This window comes from Cyclobacteriaceae bacterium (assembly GCA_030584025.1).
In the GTDB taxonomy this organism is placed as follows: Bacteria; Bacteroidota; Bacteroidia; order Cytophagales; family Cyclobacteriaceae; genus UBA2336.
In genome coordinates, this window is the sequence record CP129487.1 from 3,070,296 (window position 1) to 3,087,449 (window position 17,154).

At 44.0% G+C, this 17,154-nt stretch carries 14 protein-coding genes; 9 read left to right on the forward strand and 5 right to left on the reverse strand.

Annotation, left to right across the window (positions count from 1 at the left end; genetic code table 11):
• Window positions 1-27: 27 nt before the first annotated feature.
• The 3 genes from QY309_13870 (at window position 28) to QY309_13880 (ending at window position 4,747) form a co-directional block, all read left to right on the forward strand.
• Complete coding sequence (locus QY309_13870) at window positions 28-1,212, forward strand: class I SAM-dependent methyltransferase (GenBank protein ID WKZ58948.1); 1,185 nt, start codon at window positions 28-30, stop codon at window positions 1,210-1,212.
• A gap of 114 nt (window positions 1,213-1,326) precedes the next feature.
• Window positions 1,327-2,064, forward strand: a complete 738-nt coding sequence (locus QY309_13875) for a lysophospholipid acyltransferase family protein (GenBank protein WKZ58949.1) — start codon at window positions 1,327-1,329, stop codon at window positions 2,062-2,064.
• Window positions 2,065-2,098: 34 nt separating this feature from the next.
• A complete protein-coding gene (locus tag QY309_13880) occupies window positions 2,099-4,747 on the forward strand; it encodes a PQQ-dependent sugar dehydrogenase (protein ID WKZ58950.1) in 2,649 nt (882 codons plus the stop codon).
• A gap of 5 nt (window positions 4,748-4,752) precedes the next feature.
• Here QY309_13880 and rsmG read toward each other — a convergent pair whose 3' ends face one another.
• From rsmG to QY309_13895, 3 genes are read right to left on the reverse strand one after another with little or no spacing between them, the layout of a single operon-like run.
• Window positions 4,753-5,382, reverse strand: coding sequence for a 16S rRNA (guanine(527)-N(7))-methyltransferase RsmG (rsmG, locus tag QY309_13885; GenBank protein ID WKZ58951.1), 630 nt, complete (start codon window positions 5,380-5,382; stop codon window positions 4,753-4,755).
• 12 nt (window positions 5,383-5,394) lie between these two features.
• Window positions 5,395-6,006, reverse strand: coding sequence for a sigma-70 family RNA polymerase sigma factor (locus tag QY309_13890; protein WKZ58952.1), 612 nt, complete (start codon window positions 6,004-6,006; stop codon window positions 5,395-5,397).
• On the reverse strand, window positions 5,994-7,088 hold the full coding sequence (locus QY309_13895) for a glycosyltransferase (GenBank protein WKZ58953.1): 1,095 nt from the start codon (window positions 7,086-7,088) through the stop codon (window positions 5,994-5,996). Before QY309_13895 ends, QY309_13890 begins: the two co-directional genes overlap by 13 nt.
• A 141-nt stretch (window positions 7,089-7,229) precedes the next feature.
• Between QY309_13895 and tgt the strand changes: the two genes are divergently transcribed.
• From tgt to QY309_13910, 3 genes are read left to right on the forward strand one after another with little or no spacing between them, the layout of a single operon-like run.
• Complete coding sequence (tgt, locus tag QY309_13900; GenBank protein WKZ58954.1) at window positions 7,230-8,360, forward strand: tRNA guanosine(34) transglycosylase Tgt; 1,131 nt, start codon at window positions 7,230-7,232, stop codon at window positions 8,358-8,360.
• Window positions 8,361-8,363: 3 nt separating this feature from the next.
• Window positions 8,364-9,464: an LptF/LptG family permease gene (locus tag QY309_13905; GenBank protein WKZ58955.1), complete on the forward strand. Its 1,101-nt coding sequence runs from the start codon at window positions 8,364-8,366 to the stop codon at window positions 9,462-9,464.
• Window positions 9,465-10,364, forward strand: coding sequence for a DMT family transporter (locus QY309_13910; GenBank protein WKZ58956.1), 900 nt, complete (start codon window positions 9,465-9,467; stop codon window positions 10,362-10,364).
• Here QY309_13910 and ispE read toward each other — a convergent pair.
• Window positions 10,354-11,166 (reverse strand): 4-(cytidine 5'-diphospho)-2-C-methyl-D-erythritol kinase, encoded by an 813-nt coding sequence (gene ispE, locus QY309_13915; GenBank protein WKZ58957.1) that lies wholly within the window; start codon window positions 11,164-11,166, stop codon window positions 10,354-10,356. The two genes, QY309_13910 and ispE, sit on opposite strands and share 11 nt — an antisense overlap.
• 21 nt (window positions 11,167-11,187) lie before the next feature.
• Window positions 11,188-12,000 (reverse strand): SDR family oxidoreductase, encoded by an 813-nt coding sequence (locus QY309_13920; GenBank protein ID WKZ58958.1) that lies wholly within the window; start codon window positions 11,998-12,000, stop codon window positions 11,188-11,190.
• Window positions 12,001-12,134: 134 nt separating this feature from the next.
• Between QY309_13920 and QY309_13925 the strand changes: the two genes are divergently transcribed.
• From QY309_13925 to QY309_13935, 3 genes are all read left to right on the forward strand, one after another.
• Window positions 12,135-12,869, forward strand: coding sequence for a hypothetical protein (locus QY309_13925; protein ID WKZ58959.1), 735 nt, complete (start codon window positions 12,135-12,137; stop codon window positions 12,867-12,869).
• 222 nt (window positions 12,870-13,091) lie between these two features.
• A complete protein-coding gene (locus tag QY309_13930) occupies window positions 13,092-15,152 on the forward strand; it encodes a tetratricopeptide repeat-containing sensor histidine kinase (protein ID WKZ58960.1) in 2,061 nt (686 codons plus the stop codon).
• 69 nt (window positions 15,153-15,221) lie between these two features.
• Window positions 15,222-17,096, forward strand: a complete 1,875-nt coding sequence (locus QY309_13935) for an amidophosphoribosyltransferase (GenBank protein ID WKZ58961.1) — start codon at window positions 15,222-15,224, stop codon at window positions 17,094-17,096.
• The last annotated feature ends 58 nt before the right edge of the window (window positions 17,097-17,154 follow it).

The window sequence follows — 17,154 nt, forward strand, 5'->3', positions numbered from 1 at the left end:
TTTACGAAATTATTCCACCTTAAGTTGATGAAATTAACCCGTCCACAGGCAGAAGCCATCATACAGGTTTTAAAAGAAGTGCTTTTTAACGACCGCTATGCCGACAAAGCCCTTGAAAAGGTTTTTAAAACGCTTAAGTCGCGGGAGGCTGATCGCGGACTCATTGCTGAAACCAGCTACGACATCATCCGGTACTACCGGTTGCTCACCACCATCAGCCAAAGCGAAAGCCTGTGGAAAATTCTTGGCGCCTGGGCCATTCATAATCACTACACCTTGGATGGATGGAAGGAATTTGCCTCGCTGAATGCCAAAGAAATTCATCAACGGTACGAAGCAGCAAAAAAAGAACGAAAAATCAGGGAATCCATCCCGGATTGGCTGGATGAGTTGGGTGAGGCTGAATTGGAAGAGGGCTGGGATTTAATGTTGCCAGAACTCAATCGCGTACCTCCGATAGCACTCCGGGTTAACACGTTGAAAATTTCTGTGGAAGAACTACAAGCAAAACTTCAGGAAGAAGGATTTTCAACCGAGCTGAACGATCAATTTCCGGAAGGACTTCAACTTAGTGAACGAAAAAATATTTTTCAGTCGAACGCCTTTCAAGATGGCCTGTTTGAAGTTCAGGATTTTGGCTCACAGCAAATCGTGCCTTACCTTCAGGCTGAACCCGGCATGCGGGTTATTGATGCCTGTGCAGGCACTGGTGGAAAATCATTACACCTCGCTGCTAAAATGCAAAACAAAGGTCGGCTGATTTCCATGGATGTTGCTGAATGGAAACTGGAAGAATTTAAAGTCCGCGCCCGCAGAGCGGGGGTTCATAATTTCGAAACACGCACCATTGAATCACCAAAATCCATCAAGCGCCTGCACGAAACAGCTGATCGGTTATTGCTGGATGTCCCTTGCTCCGGACTGGGGGTTCTAAAACGAAATCCGGATGCACGTTGGAAACTAAAACCAGAGTACATCACAAAAATCAGGAATACGCAACAAGCTATCTTAAACGACTATGCCCTGATGGTTAAGCCAGGAGGCAAGTTGGTGTATTCAACCTGCAGCATACTGCCATCCGAAAATGAAAACCAGGTGAAACAGTTTCTAGATCAGCATCCCGCATTTCAACTTGAAGAAGAAATAACCATCAAGCCTTCGATGCTTACGGATGGCTTTTATATGGCCCGGATAAAAAGGCTGGAGATTTGACTTTAGCTCGCTCATTAATTGTAATGCCTGCCTTTCGAGCTGAGTTTAAAGTTCATCTTCCCGCATCAGGCGTTTGGCATAACTTGTTTATCTTGCGCGCTTAAATTTTTCTACGTGAAGCTACTCGGCAAACTTTATACATTCTGGGTAATTGTGGTATTCAGTGTATTCATGATTATCCTCCTACCCGGAATCATGATTCCCTTTTTGCTGGGCAACCGTTTTAGCTGGATCGGCTACAAATTTCTTTGGATATGGTCGTGGATATTCAGTGTATTCACATTTATCCGATATGAGTTTCATGGAAAGGAAAATTTTGAAAAAGGCAAGTCGTACATCTACGTAAGCAACCACACTTCCTTTTTGGATATACCCGGCATTCGCCTGATTATTCCCGGAGAATTCAGACCGATTGCGAAAAAAGAACTACTCAAAATCCCCGTATTCGGCTTTATTGTAAAAGCAGCAACCGTTGTGGTGGACAGAAGCAGTCATGAAAGCCGGAAAAAAAGTATGGAATACGCCAAACGAATTCTTTCCCACGGAATTTCCATGCTGATTTTTGCCGAAGGGACACAAAACAGAACCAAAGAACTGCTGCAACCTTTTAAAGATGGTGCATTCCGCATTGCCATTGACACACAAACACCCATCCTTCCTATGGTGGTGATTAATGCAGGTAAACTCATGCCACCGGGAAAGCTTTCCATTCGGCCAGGCAAAATTAAAGTGATTGCTTTACCCGAAATTTCTGTTGAAGGCTTAACAACAACTGATGCGTCTGCACTTAAACAAAAAACCTTTGAACGGATGAAAGTGGAATTAATCAAGCACCATTCAACGAATTTTTGAAGGAATTTGACGCTGTATCCGGTAACTTTCAATCATGAAACTAATGTACCGGGTTCTGCTTTACTTTTTTATTGTCAACGCATCAATAACGCTTCACGCGCAGCTACTACCTGAGGGTTTTGCACAAGAACTGTTGGCTGAGAACCTCGACCCGACTGACATGGTACTAGCGCCAGATGGCAGAATTTTTATCACCATAAAAAGCGGCCAGATTGTAATTGTTGAAAATGAACAATTGTTACCCGGAACATTTCTCACCCTTTCCGTTGACAATTTCAATGAGCGTGGATTAGGTCACATGGTACTCGATCCCGATTTTGAAACGAATAACTATTATTACATCTATTATACCGTTCCAGGAACCAACCGTAACCGGGTAAGCCGTTTTACCGCCAATGGAAATTTTACTTTACCCGGCAGTGAAACCATTCTCCTTGATCTTGACCCAATGGCAGGTGCCATTCATAATGCAGGTGCCATGGCATTCGGTACAGACGGCAAGTTATACATAGCTACCGGTGATGGTGCGAATGCAAACAGTGCGCAGCAACTTACTAACCTATTAGGTAAAATTCTTCGCATTAACAAAGATGGCAGCATACCGGAAGACAATCCCTTTTACACATCAACTTCAGGAAATAATCGGGCGATATATGCACTTGGACTACGAAATCCGTTTTCGTTGGACATCCAGCCCGGCACCGGAAAAATTTTTACTTGCGATGTAGGTCAGGCAAACTGGGAGGAAGTGAATGAAATTTTACCCGGAAGAAATTACGGTTGGCCGCTAATAGAAGGAATGCGCACTACGCAAACGCCACCCACTAATTATCAAGATCCTTTTTATACCTATAGTCACGCAGAGGGTTGCGCAATCGTAGGGTCATCGTTTTATAATCCGGAAGTTCATGCTTTCCCAAGCGAATATTCGGGTGCATTTTTATTTGCCGATTATTGTGGTGGATACATCAAACGATTAAACCCAGTCACGGCTGAAGTAAACACATTTATAACAGGCATAAACAGGCCTTTGGTTATTCGTACCGCTCCGGATGGATCAGTATATTACATTGCGCGTGCAGGGCAAGGAGGCGGCTCGGAGGGAGATAACACGAGCACAAACAATGGCTCATTATGGAAAGTAACGTATACCGGAGCCGGGCCACCGGTAATTTCCAGTCAACCGAAAAATGCGCTTCAAACAGTAGGCGAAACTGCAACCTTCGCTGTCTCAGCTTTCGGGTCGCAACCACTCACCTACCAATGGAAAGAAAATGACACAGAAATACCGGGAGCAACGGAAAACACATACACGACTACACCACTTTTACTGGCTGATGACGGTAAACAATTTACGTGCACCATTAGCAATGCCTTTGGCAGCATTACCAGTTCATCAGCAACGTTAACTGTTACAAGTAATACGCGTCCAGTGCCAGCCATTCAAACACCCATCGAAGGATCAACCTATCGCGCAGGCGCTGTACTTTCTTTACAGGGTAGTGCTACCGATGCTGAAGATGGAACACTTACAGAAAATCAGCTGACCTGGAGAATTGAATTTCATCATGATACCCACACCCACCCTGCCTTAGGAAATACATCGGGGTTCTATGAACTGGATTACCTTATTCCGCAAATTGGGGAAACTGCTGCCAATGTTTGGTATCGCATTTACCTAACCGCGCAAGACAGTGAGGGATTTACGCAAACCGTGTACAGGGATGTGTTTCCTGAAGTTTCAGAATTCACGCTTAACACTAACCCATCAGGCCTTACCTTGCTGGTGGATGGACAGCCGATAAATACACCTGCAACCATCACCAGTGTAGTGGGTGTAACTCGAACCATTGAAGCACCTGCCACGCAAACTGCCGGAAGTGAACTTTATGTATTTAACCAATGGATAGATGGGCAAACCCGCTTGTTCACGTTTGATACTCCAGAAGGAGACATCACCTATGGAGCAACGTATAGCCCGGTTCCTATAGGAAACGGGGATGGTCTGAAAGGGTTTTATTTCTCCGATCAATCCCGAACATTTAATGGAACCGCTACGCTGACAAGAACCGATCCGCAAATAAATTTTGATTGGGGAGGCGGCTCTCCCGCTTCATCCATTTCGACCGATAATTTTACTGCACGTTGGAGAGGCGAAGTGTTGGCACAATTTACCGACACCTACACCTTTAGCGTGGTTGCCGATGATGGTGTAAGGCTGTGGATTAACAACGAGCTGATCATCGACAAATGGATACCACAGGCCCCAACCGAATGGAGCGGAACCATAAATCTGGAGGCAGAGAAACGTTATCCGGTCACGCTTGAATTTTTTGAAGAAGGAGGAGGAGCAGTGATCCGACTGCTTTGGCAAAGTACACTGCTACCGAAACAGGTTATACCACAATCGCAGTTATTTACCGAACTGATTACCAGCGCGGAAGAGCCTGCTCATGCTGATGTTGCGTTTTACCCTAACCCGGTTGAAGACTATCTGATCATTAAATTAAAAGATTATTCAGGTAACAGATGGATACTGTTGAATAGTGTCGGTCAGGAAGTTGCGAAAGGAGTTGTTACGGAAAAAGAAGAGATCATTCATTTGAATAATCACCCGTCTGGTTTTTATATACTGATGCTACCCGGATTAAAGACTGGTGTACACCGCATCATTAAAAAATAACCGCTTTAAAACGGAACGTACACCACCTTTTTAGTTTCGAAAAACTCCTCCTTGAAATAATCCGAAAGATTGTACAGCGCATACGGTTTTCGGAGCTCGTTCAGTTCTTCCTCCAAATCTCCACCCTTCAAGTATAGAATTCCGTTGTCCAGTTCATGGACAGATTCTTTTTTCACTTTGTTATGTACCCATCCATAAAATTCTTTCAAACGGGTAACCGCACGACTTACGATAAAATCATATTGACCCTTGATTTGCTCTGCACGAATTTGTTCGCCACGAACATTTTTCAAACCGAGCGCATCTGCTACAGCATTTACAACTTTTATTTTTTTACCGATGGAATCTACCAGATGAAAATTGGTTTCGGGAAACAGAATGGCTAACGGTATTCCGGGGAAGCCCCCACCAGTACCCACATCAAGGATTTCCGCACCTAGTTTGAATGCCAGAACTTTTGCAATGCCCAATGAATGTAAAACGTGGTTTACATAGAGGTTATCGACATCCTTTCGGGAGATGACATTAATTTTTTCGTTCCAATCACTGTAAAGATTATAAAGCTGTGAAAACTGATTACACTGCTCATTGGTCAGTTCAGGAAAGTACTGGAATATAGTTTCGGCTGATTGCAAACAGGAAAAAACTTAAATATGCTCCCGCTTATTCTTCACCATGTCAAACATCAGTTCGCGTGCGCGGTGAAGTTGTGCTTTTACTGTTCCAAGGGGCGCTTCAATCTCAGCAGCAATCTCCTCGTACGAAAGCTCATGGAAATAACGCAAGCGAACCAGCTTTTGGTATTTGGGAGGCAGCTTATCCACAAACACCTGAATCAACTCTTCCTTCTGGGCTTTGATCGCCTCTTCCTGTGGGTTTGGATTTTCATCTTCTACATCAATCGAAACACCTTCTCCGTTATCATCGGTAAAGGTATTACTGATGCTAAGTGTATTCAGTTTCTTTTTGCGGATGTAGTCGATGGTATTGTTGGTGGCGATGCGGAAAAGCCAGGTGGAGAATGTAAAATCTTTCTTAAACCGGTGCAGACTTTTAAACGCCTTGGCAAACGATTCGATCGTAAGGTCTTCTGCATCATCTACGTTGCGCACCATCTTTAAAATCATATGGTACACAGGGCGCTTGTAGCGCTGCATCAGCTTGGCAAAAGCCTGCTCATCGTTGTTATTGACGGCCTCGTCAATCAACCGGAAATCCTCAAGCGCTTTTGTCGAAAATCGGCCTTCTAGCTCTTCCATTGTACTTTTTTTGATACCAACGCAACCGTGCCCGTTGAAAGATAGTAAATCGTAAAAAGAAAATCTAAAAGCGGAACAATCCACACCTCAAATTTGTGCCCAACACGCTTTGAAAACAGGTAAAGGGTAAACATAAGCACACCAAGTCGCACAGCTAGCGCAACCCCTACCCAAGCAAAAAACGGGCTAAAGACCAACAAAAAAATTCCCAAAAACCAGCTCAACAAGTGAGTGCTGTTGAACAATCCGAGTATAACCATGTGCTTACCACGGTAGAACTTCCCAACACCCAGGTGCCTGATCTTCTGTCTGAAAAATTCGCTACAGGTTTGCTTGGGCTCGGAAACCATAACTGCATCCGGATCAACACACACACGTGTATTGGATGCCGTTGCATGGCGGTTCACAAATAAATCATCATCACCACCGGTAATGTGCAGGTATCCATTAAAACCCTTGTTCTCCAAAAAGAGTGCTTTTCGATACGCCAGGTTTCTACCTACACCCATATATGGCATGCCCGCATTGGCGAGAGTTAAGTATTGCATTCCGGTAAACACGGTTTCAAATCGGATAAACCGATTTAAAAAACCTGCTTGCCTGCGATATGGTGAATACCCCAAAACAAGTTGCGTTTTATCCGTGAAGGCACTCATCATGTTGTGAATCCATAGCGCACTTTGGGGTCGGCAGTCTGCATCGGTAAGTAAGACTACTTCATTTCGGGCAGCTTTAATGGCGAGTGTTAACCCATATTTTTTTCCGTTGGCATGGGGAGGCAGGTGATCGACCTGAACCACGCGAAGTTTCGGGTATAAACCGGAAGCCTCACGCAAAAAATCGTACGTTCCATCATTCGACCGGTCGTTCACAATAATCACTTCAAAGTCGGGATAGTGCTGTGCCACCAGTAACGGAATAAGTTCACGGAGGTTTTGCTCTTCATCATGGGCACAAACAATCACGGAAACAGGCTCAGGTTCAAATGCCTCCTGTGGCTGTGTCTTTCGGGATAGTCCGTAAACAAAAACGAAGAAGAAGATCAACTGAATGGCAACCGCAGCACAAAAAAAAACAAACACAACAGACAAGGGAAAACGGGTTGAATTAATCGTGCAAAGATAGAGGCAGAATTATCCGGTGAAAACATTTACGGAGCAAATGTATACGAGCGGAATATTGCAGGGATAACGGTATTTTTGGGTCTTTATCTACCGGCAAGTATGCAATTCTCCATTCAGGCAAACGATTCACAATCCTCCGCACGTGCAGGCACAATCCTTACCGATCACGGACCGATTGAAACACCGATTTTCATGCCGGTGGGAACAGCAGGATCGGTAAAAGCGGTGCATCAACGGGAACTGACAAACGACATCCAGGCACAAATCATTTTGGGCAATACTTATCATCTTTATCTAAGACCCGGATTGCCGTTGCTGCAACAGGCAGGTGGCTTGCACGCTTTTATCGGGTGGGATAAACCCATCCTGACGGATAGTGGTGGCTACCAGGTTTATTCCTTATCCGACAACCGGAAGATAAAAGAAGAAGGCGTTACCTTTAAATCACACATCGATGGATCCAAACATATTTTCACTCCGGAAAATGTAATGGACATTCAGCGCACCATCGGAGCCGATATTATTATGGCATTTGATGAGTGTACACCTTACCCGTGTGAATACAAGTATGCCAAAAAGTCGATGGAAATGACACACCGCTGGCTTGATCGCTGTGTTACCCGAATAAATGAAACGCAACCGCTCTACGGATACAACCAATATCTCTTTCCCATTGTGCAAGGAAGCACATATAAAGACTTACGTGAACAATCGGCCACCTACATCGCCTCAAAAAACCTGAGTGGCAATGCTATTGGTGGCCTGTCGGTTGGTGAACCACACGAAGATATGTATGCCATGACCGAGCTGGTGTGCGGCATTTTACCGAAAGACAAACCCCGTTACCTGATGGGCGTAGGCACACCGGAAAATATACTGGAATGCATTGCGCTGGGTATCGATATGTTCGATTGCGTAATGCCCACCCGCAACGCCCGCAATGGTATGCTGTTTACTTCAGAAGGCATTATTAACATCCGTAACGAAAAGTGGAAAGACGACTTGTCACCCATTGATGCTAACCTTGGCGGCTATGCCAGCACACATTATAGCAAAGCCTACCTCCGTCACTTAATCATCAGCAAAGAGATTTTAGGCGCGCAAATTGCTTCTATTCACAACCTTACTTTTTACCTTTGGTTGGTTAAGGAGGCTCGTAAACACATAAACGAAGGAACGTTCGTCTCCTGGAAAAATGAGATGGTTAGAAAAGTAAAAACCCGATTGTAAATTTTGAAACTGCTCGATCGCTACATACTGAAGCAAATGCTCACCACCTTCATTTTCGTGGTGCTGATTCTGCTTGCGGTCATTACCGTGATCGATCTGACAGAAAAAACCGACAAGTATTCTAAAGCTAATCTTTCTGCGTGGCAAATATTGGGCTACTATGGCGACTTCCTTCCGTGGATTGCCGGATTAGTTACACCCATTACGGTATTCATTGCCACTGTTTACATTACCGCAAGGCTAGCGGGCCGTACTGAAATTATTGCCATGCTCAGCAGCGGCATGAGTTTCAGAAGAATGATGCTTCCCTATTTCATTGGCGCTGTATTGATTGCCGGCACCAGTTTTTGGTTGAATGGTTGGGTTATACCCAACTCAAACAAAACACGATTGGCTTTTGAAATTGAGTACCTGAACAAGAGCTCCAATCCAAACCTGCGCAACATTCACCTTCAGGTTTCGCCCAACACGTTTATCTATATTCAGAATTACAACAGCGTTTCGGATGTGGGCTATCAATTCAGCATTGAAAAATTTGATGACAACCGCCTCGTTGAAAAATTAACAGCCAACCGAATTGAATGGGACACCGCCAAATCGAAATGGACGTTGCGCGATTGGAAAATCAGAAAGGTGGATAACGTATTTGAGAAAGTCCGCAGAGATTCTGTTGGTGAAACGGTAACATCAGGACTTGCCATGGATACGTTGCTGGTAATTGAACCCAAAGAATTCAAAAACGATTATCGCAAATATGACGGCCTGACCATCGATGAACTAAAGGAATATATCAGCACCTTGCGGTTCAGGGGATCAGCAGGAATTGAAGCGTACGAGGTGGAATTGTATACGCGCTATGCCTCTCCCTTTTCTATTTTCATTCTCACCTTTATGGGTGTAATTGTTTCCAGTCGTAAAAGTCGCGGGGGCACCGGCCTTCAGATTGCCATTGGCTTTGCCTTGTCGTTCATCTTTATCTTATTCGTGATTATGTTTAGATCATTTGCTGAAAGTGGCGCCATGCCACCAGCCATTTCCGTTTGGATTCCTACCTTGGTGTTCGGAATCATTTCCGCATTCATGTACAAATACGTTCCGCGCTAAATGGCCACTACCGGTGATTATCTGAAGTTACACTTCATTGTTTTTTTGTGGGGCTTCACGGCCGTGTTGGGTTTACTGATTTCCATACCCAGCGTGGAGATGGTTTTCTACCGCACTTTGTTGGCCGCCATCGGCATGTGGGCCTACATTGCTTACAGCAAGGGCAGCATAAAAATTTCTTCAGGAGATGCCATCAAACTTATGCTCATTGGGTTTATTGTTTGCATTCATTGGCTCGCCTTTTTCGGCTCTGCTCGTGTATCCAATGCCTCGGTAAGCCTGGTGGGTTTTGCTACCAATTCGTTATGGGCAGCGTTGTTGGAGCCCTTAATGAACCGAAACCGGATAAAAATATTCGAAGTATTTCTCGGTCTCATTGTTATTGTTGGACTTTACGTAATTTTTTCTTTCGATTTTGAATACAAACTCGGACTGGCGTTGGGTATTGCTGCCGGTTTTACTGCCGCGCTTTTTTCTGTGTTCAATGGAAAACTGGTAAGGCGGATTGATGCCTACAACATTACCTTTTACGAAATGGTAGGCGCTTTTATCGCCACTTCCCTTTTTCTGCCGATTTATAAATACACACTGGCCGATCAGCAAGTGCTTCAATTAAATCCTACCACACTGGATTGGGTTTACATCGCTGCGTTGGCCTGGGTATGCTCCGTCTATGCTTTTTCTATGGCCGTAAAACTCATGAAAAAGCTTTCTGTGTTTTTCATTCAGCTTACGCTGAACCTTGAGCCCGTATACGGCATTATTATGGCGCTGATCATTTTGGGAGACAAAGAAAAAATGGGATTGAATTTTTACATCGGCACGTTAATTATCATCAGTGCCGTATTGGTTTACCCAACCCTCAAACGAAAGTTTGATAAGCCCGTATTTATGCAGTAGCTTTTCCCGACCAGTAGGTCGTGCCTGGAAATTGATTTTTTAGATTTACCTCATCCGAAAAAATTCCAAACACACTTGAGCCTGAGCCACTCATGCAGGCATACAAGGCACCTTGTTTGTACAGTTCATCCTTAATCTCACCAATCTGCGGATGAACACTAAAAACAGATTCTTCAAAATCATTCACCAGTAAATCCTTCCAGGTTGAAATATCTTGTTTGAGTATTTCTGCAAGTGCAATTTCTTGCTGGGTCGCTTTAACCCGACTATACGCTTCTGCAGTAGAAACGTGAATAGGAGGTTTGATCACGACCAGGTATTTATCTTTTAAAGTGACTTCAACAGGCGAAAGCAAATCTCCCTTTCCCCTACCCATCATAGGATGTTTGGTTATAAAGAAAGAGCAATCACTTCCAAGCATGGAGGCATAGCGCTGCAACTGCTGAACGGAAAGTTTTAAATCAAAAACATCATTAAGCAACAATAATGTATGTGCCGCATCAGATGATCCTCCGCCAAGCCCGGCACCGGAAGGAATGATTTTATGCAGGTGCATGTGAATGGGCGGCAAGGAGAAATCTTTCTGTACTAACCGATAGGCCTTTACACACAGGTTTTCTTCTGCATCTCCGGGAAGCGCTAATCCGGTACAGGTAAAGGAAAATGAATCTGCCAGAAGTATCTCCAGAATATCAGTCCAGGGAACCGGGTAAAAACACGTTTCAATATCGTGGTAGCCATCTGGCCGTTTGGACAAGATGCGCAACCCCAAATTGATTTTGCAGGGAGGGAACGTAACCATAATTGTCGGTTACCGGAACGATTACTTTGTCAGGCGTTCAATCAAATCCTCTGTAATGCCGGTAGAAGAAAATCCGCCATCGTGCATCAGGTTTTGCATGGTAACCATGCGCGTATAATCAGAAAACAGTGACACGATATAATTCGCACAATCATCGGCTGTGGCATTACCCAAGGGCGACATCATCTGGGCGTAATCGTAAAATACATCAAAGCCCGATATACCTGCACCCGCAGTGGTTTTTGTTGGTGATTGCGAAATGGTATTCACCCGTACCTTTTTCAGTTTAGCAAACCGGTAGCCATAGCTGCGGGCAATCGATTCGAGTACAGACTTAGCTTGAGCCATATCTGAATAATCGGGGAAGGTGCGTTGTGCCGCAATGTAACTTAAGGCAACAATGGAGCCCCACTCGTTCATCGCATCGGTCTTCTCGGCCGTTTGCATCACTTTATGAAAAGAAAGACCGGAGATATCAAGTGTTTTCAAAAACCATTCGTAGTTAAGGTCACCATAGGTGCGATCTTTCCGCACATTCGGGCTCATGCCAATGGAGTGCAGTACAAAGTCGAGTTTACCGCCCAGTACCTCCATGGATTTGGTAAACAGGGTATTCAAATCCTGCTCTGATGTGGCATCGGCAGGAATAATTTCAGCATTGCACATTTTGGCCAACTCATTAATCTTGCCCATGCGCATGGCAATGGGAGCATTGGTAAGGGTAAAGCTTCCACCCTCTTCTTTTACTTTCAGGGCTGTGCGCCACGCAATAGAGTTCTCATCAAGCGCGCCAAAAATGATACCGCGTTTTCCTTTCAATAAGCTATAGGCCATAAGTGTAAAATTTTGTCAAAAGTATTCGAATTCCGTTTGGGAGACAATATGCAAAGGGAATCCGGAAAAACCTGCGAAATCTTGCGTTGCCTAAGGAATTATTAGTAATTTTAGTTACCTAAACCCCACTCACCATGGACGTTCCACACGAATTTCTTGATTCCTGGAGTAACTATATGTACCTGGGAATGGTCGCTTTTATCATCCTTGGCTTTCTGATTTTGGGTTATCATGAGTTTCGCATACTCATGATCAAGGATTTCAAAGAAAAATACGACTATGTAAACCTGCATGAAATCAAGTATTTCTGGTATGCCATAATAGCCTTTATTGTGGCTGGCTTTATGTTTTTCAATACCATTGCCACCGACATGATACACAAGAGTGGCATGACCTGGTTTTATGTTCGCCTTTTCATTACTACCAGTTTTGCCATCATCTTTTACTTCATCTTTTTCAGTGCTGTTCGCATTTATTACCCACGCTTTGTTGAAAAAAGATTACGCAAACTCCGGAACAAGCCCCGCGTTTCTTCCACGGGAAATCCTATGCGAAAACTCTCCGAAAAAGAGGAGGATGCACACCTGGAAACCAGCATGATTGAAGAGGAGATGTTCCATTCGGTTGATTACGATGTTTGGATTGATGATGCGAGTGGTGAAAAGAAAATTGAGAAGTATTTTGCTTACCAACATTCTGAAGAATGCCCCGAGTGCGGATACTTTACCTTCCGAATAGACCGGGAAGAACTTGAAAAGGCTCCCACCCAAAATGAAACCGGTTTATTTATTAAGCACTTTAAGTGTAGTTATTGTTCGCATCGGGAAGGTCGTGAACAAGTTTTAGCCCGACTTTCATCTAACGTATAATGGAGAGGCAAGCATACAGACTGCGACAGGGATAAATTCCTTGTCGCAGTTTTTTTTATAAGCCATACGCTTACGTAAACAACCCGGGTGCCATGAGCCCGTACTTTTAACGCATGTATTGTTTTAAGGCTTTTTTAGCAAAATAAGTGAGGTTTTATTAACAACTTTATGAGTTGTATTACCATGAAATGCTATTAAAAGATTATTTTTCAACAAATTTCGATGAGCTTTTTTCGTGTCTATAGTCCCCTGTTAATCTGCTGTTTTCTGGCATTCACCTCACTTGCCCGCCAAGGTGCTTACATTGATAGCCTGGAGCAAGAGCTTCAAAACAAACAGCCTGATACAGCCCGTGTAAGGTTGCTTACTTCTTTGGCGAATTCTTACATGTTGGTAAACTTTAATAAAAGCCTTCAGTATGCCCGGGAGGCAGTTGCTTTGGCAGACAAGACTGAAGAGGCACAATCGCGTTTGAAGGCTAACCGTGAAATGGCACTGGTATATATGCTGGGAGGTGACTTCACTTCTTCATTAAGTCACGAAAAAATAGCCCTGCAAATTGCTGATGAAGAAAAGGATTCAACGGAAATAGGCCTTAGCTATAGCAACATAGGCAACTATTACTACGAACTGGGTGTATACGATGAATCCTATTACTACCTCACACGCGCCTACAGTATTTTAAGTCAAGGCGATGTAACACGCGAAGACTCGGTTCTGATGAACATTGTGCTTCATAACGTGGGCCGTGTATTTAAAGAAATGGGTCAATTTGAAACCGCCCTGCAACACCTTCGATTATCTCAGCAAACCAGCATTAAGCTAAAAGATGAAGAAGGCAGACCTTATGCGCTTGATGAATTGGGAGATGTTATGATCCGGCAAGGTAAGTACGACTCTGCCCTAATATATCTGCAACTGGCGTTGGATGAGATCAATAATTTCATCCGAAAAGATCCGGAAACATTGGTTAAAGAACTTCGGACTAAAACACTGATAAAAATTGCCAAAGCATACATGTTCAAAAAAGAATTTGACAGTGCACTGGCTTTTTATGATTCCGCTTATCAGCTCCATGAATTTACCAATAACCAGTTTGGCATTGCCGAAGTTGAATTAGGCCGTGGAACGGTATTTCTCGCCCAAGAAAATTTTGTGGAGGCTGAGAATCACTTTGACATCGCGCTGGAAATTGCTCACCGCATCAATGCGCGCGTACTGGAAATCAATTGCTATACACAAATGGCCCAGTTGTGGGAAAAGAAAGGTGATCACAAAACCGCTTTAGCTTATTACAAAAAATTCAATAACCTCAACGACAGCCTTTTCAGTCAGGAAATGCAGCAAAAACTTTTCCGTGATCAGTTGCGCTTCGCTACAGAATCAAAAGATATACAGATTCAGGCGCTAACGAAGATGGAGGAGTTTCGCAGAACTGAAATCAAACGCCAGGAATTTATCCGAAATGTTTTGGTTGTCGTGATGGCACTATCTGTAATCCTATTGGTTACGGTGTACCGAAGCGGCCAGCGAAGAAAACGCATCAATACGCTGTTGCTGCAACATCAGGAAGAAATGGAGAAGCGAAGCATTGAGTTGGAGCAGCTCAATCAGGTAAAGGACAAATTCTTTTCCATCATTTCGCACGATTTGCGTTCGCCCATTAACGCCCTGGCCGGCTTACTGGATTTATTGGACAAAGGCGCTATCGCCAGCGATGAATTGCCCATGGCCATCAAAGAACTGCGCGTTCGTTTTAACCATACCCGTACACTGCTGAACAACCTGTTGGATTGGACCTTGTTGCAGATGGATAAAATTAATCTGCAACCTGCAAAAATCAGCCTGAAAAATCTGGCTAATGAAAACATTGAACTGATTCGCTCCACCCAAACTAAACAGGTAAACTTTATCAATACCATCCCCACAGAATCCATTGCCTTTGCGGATAGCAACACCATTAACCTGGTGATCCGCAACCTGATCAGCAATGCGCTCAAATTCACCAACGAAGGTGGTGAGATAAAACTAACTGCGGAGGAAAAGCCCGACCATTGGGTAGTGGCCGTATCCGACAACGGTGTTGGTATAAAACCTGAAGTACTGAACATGTTGTTCGATAAAATTAATCCATACAGCACCCGCGGCACCGCCAATGAAAAGGGCACCGGACTCGGATTGATCCTTTGTAAGGAGTTTGTAGAAAAGAATAACGGTAAAATTTGGGTAGAGAGCACATTAGGCGAAGGAAGTACCTTCTGGTTCAGCGTTCCCAAAGCCTGAAACCTTTATACCCCCGTTCCTGTTGATGGGTAGCACGAATAGCTGTAATTTTGTGCTTTACCAAGCGCCATGAGTGATCAAATCCTCCATGAATGCGGAATTGCCCTGGTCCGCCTGAGAAAACCCCTCTCCTATTACATCGAGAAATATGGCCCAACCTATGCCATGAAAAAGATGTACATCCTCATGGAAAAACAACACAACCGGGGGCAGGATGGCGCAGGTATTGCCAACATCAAAATAGACCTGGAAGCAGGACGCAGGTACATCAGCCGGTACCGTTCTATAAAACGCCAGCCGGTAGAAGCCCTCTTTAAGAAAATCGGTAAAAAATTCCGTAACGCCCAAAAAGAAGGAAAGGAGAAATTCCGCAATGAAAAGTGGTTGAAGGAGAATGTTGCCTTCACCGGTGAACTTTGGCTGGGTCACTTACGCTATGGAACTCACGGCCTCAACAGCATCGAAAGCGTTCATCCGTTTTTAAGGCAAAACAACTGGCGTAGCCGTAACCTGGTTATGGCTGGTAATTTCAACATGACCAATGTTGATGAATTGTTTGACATCCTCATCAACATCGGGCAACATCCGAAAGAAAAAGTGGACACCATCACCGTGATGGAAAAAATTGGCCACTTCCTGGATGAAGAAGTTCAAAACCTTTTCGAGCTTTATAAAGACAAATACAGCAATAAGGAAATATCCGAGATCATTGAAAATGAGATTGATATTTCCAGGGTACTGAAGCGGGCGTGTAAAGATTTCGATGGCGGCTATGCCATGGCTGGTTTAACCGGATCAGGCTCAGCCTTTGTGGTACGTGATCCAAACGGAATACGACCAGCCTATTATTATGCCGATGATGAAGTGGTGGTTGTTGCATCCGAAAAACCTGCCATTAAAACAGCCTTCAATATTGAGTATAATCAAATCGAAGAAATTAAACCTGGCCACGCCCTGATCATCAATAAAAATGGTGAGTATGGTCAACACCTCATTACACGTGTAGATGAAAAGAAGTCTTGCAGCTTTGAACGCATTTATTTTTCGCGGGGCAACGACCCGGATATTTATCAGGAAAGAAAAAAGCTTGGCCGTTTACTTGTGCCGCAAGTTTTACGTGCCATTCACTTCGATCTGAAAAATACCATCTTCTCCTACATTCCAAACACAGCCGAAACAGCATTTTATGGATTGATGGCAGGCATTGAAGATTACCTGATCAACAAACAAAAGGAAATCATCATAGAAGGAAAACCTTCTGTAGATCCGGTAGAAGACGTATTGTCGTTCAGGCCGCGTATTGAAAAAATTGTAATCAAAGATGCCAAGCTGCGTACGTTCATCACCGATGATCAACATCGTGATGACCTCGTTGCCCACGTGTATGATACAACCTATGAAGTAGTCAACCGCGGAAAAGACACGTTAGTGGTCATTGATGATTCCATTGTACGCGGAACCACATTGGAAAAAAGCATCCTTACACTTTTAGATCGGCTCGGACCAAAAAAGATTGTGGTTGTTTCTTCAGCACCACAAATTCGTTTTCCCGATTGTTATGGAATTGATATGAGTCGCATGAGTGATTTTGTGGCCTTCCGTGCCATGATTGAACTGGTGAAGGACAGCGGTAAAGATTACCAGTTGGGCGAAGTGTACGACCAGTGCCTGCGTTCAAAAGGGGAAGAGAACTACGTTAAAAAATTATACGAGCAATTTACCGATGAGGAAATCTCGGCTAAGATTGCAGAGATTGTTCGTCCTGCATCCATGAAAGCTGAATTGGAAGTTGTATTCCAAACGGTTGAAAACCTGCACAAGGCGTGCCCGGATCACCTGGGCGATTGGTATTTCACCGGTAATTTTCCAACACCGGGCGGTATGAAAGTTGCTAACCGGGCATTCGTCAACTTTATGGAAGGCAAACTTGTGCGTGCTTATTAACAAGACTCCCAAAAAACACCCATTTCCCGACACTATAGCCCATTAAAGTTTGTTACTT

Bases quoted from the DNA above. Each gene is read 5' to 3' on its own strand.
- QY309_13870 (WKZ58948.1), top strand. From the start codon at position 28: ATGAAATTAACCCGTCCACAGGCAGAAGCCATCATACAGGTTTTAAAA.
- QY309_13880 (WKZ58950.1), top strand. From the start codon at position 2,099: ATGAAACTAATGTACCGGGTTCTGCTTTACTTTTTTATTGTCAACGCA.
- QY309_13890 (WKZ58952.1), bottom strand. From the start codon at position 6,006: ATGGAAGAGCTAGAAGGCCGATTTTCGACAAAAGCGCTTGAGGATTTC.
- tgt (WKZ58954.1), top strand. From the start codon at position 7,230: ATGCAATTCTCCATTCAGGCAAACGATTCACAATCCTCCGCACGTGCA.
- QY309_13910 (WKZ58956.1), top strand. From the start codon at position 9,465: ATGGCCACTACCGGTGATTATCTGAAGTTACACTTCATTGTTTTTTTG.
- ispE (WKZ58957.1), bottom strand. From the start codon at position 11,166: ATGGTTACGTTCCCTCCCTGCAAAATCAATTTGGGGTTGCGCATCTTG.
- QY309_13920 (WKZ58958.1), bottom strand. From the start codon at position 12,000: ATGGCCTATAGCTTATTGAAAGGAAAACGCGGTATCATTTTTGGCGCG.
- QY309_13925 (WKZ58959.1), top strand. From the start codon at position 12,135: ATGGACGTTCCACACGAATTTCTTGATTCCTGGAGTAACTATATGTAC.
- QY309_13930 (WKZ58960.1), top strand. From the start codon at position 13,092: ATGAGCTTTTTTCGTGTCTATAGTCCCCTGTTAATCTGCTGTTTTCTG.
- QY309_13935 (WKZ58961.1), top strand. From the start codon at position 15,222: ATGAGTGATCAAATCCTCCATGAATGCGGAATTGCCCTGGTCCGCCTG.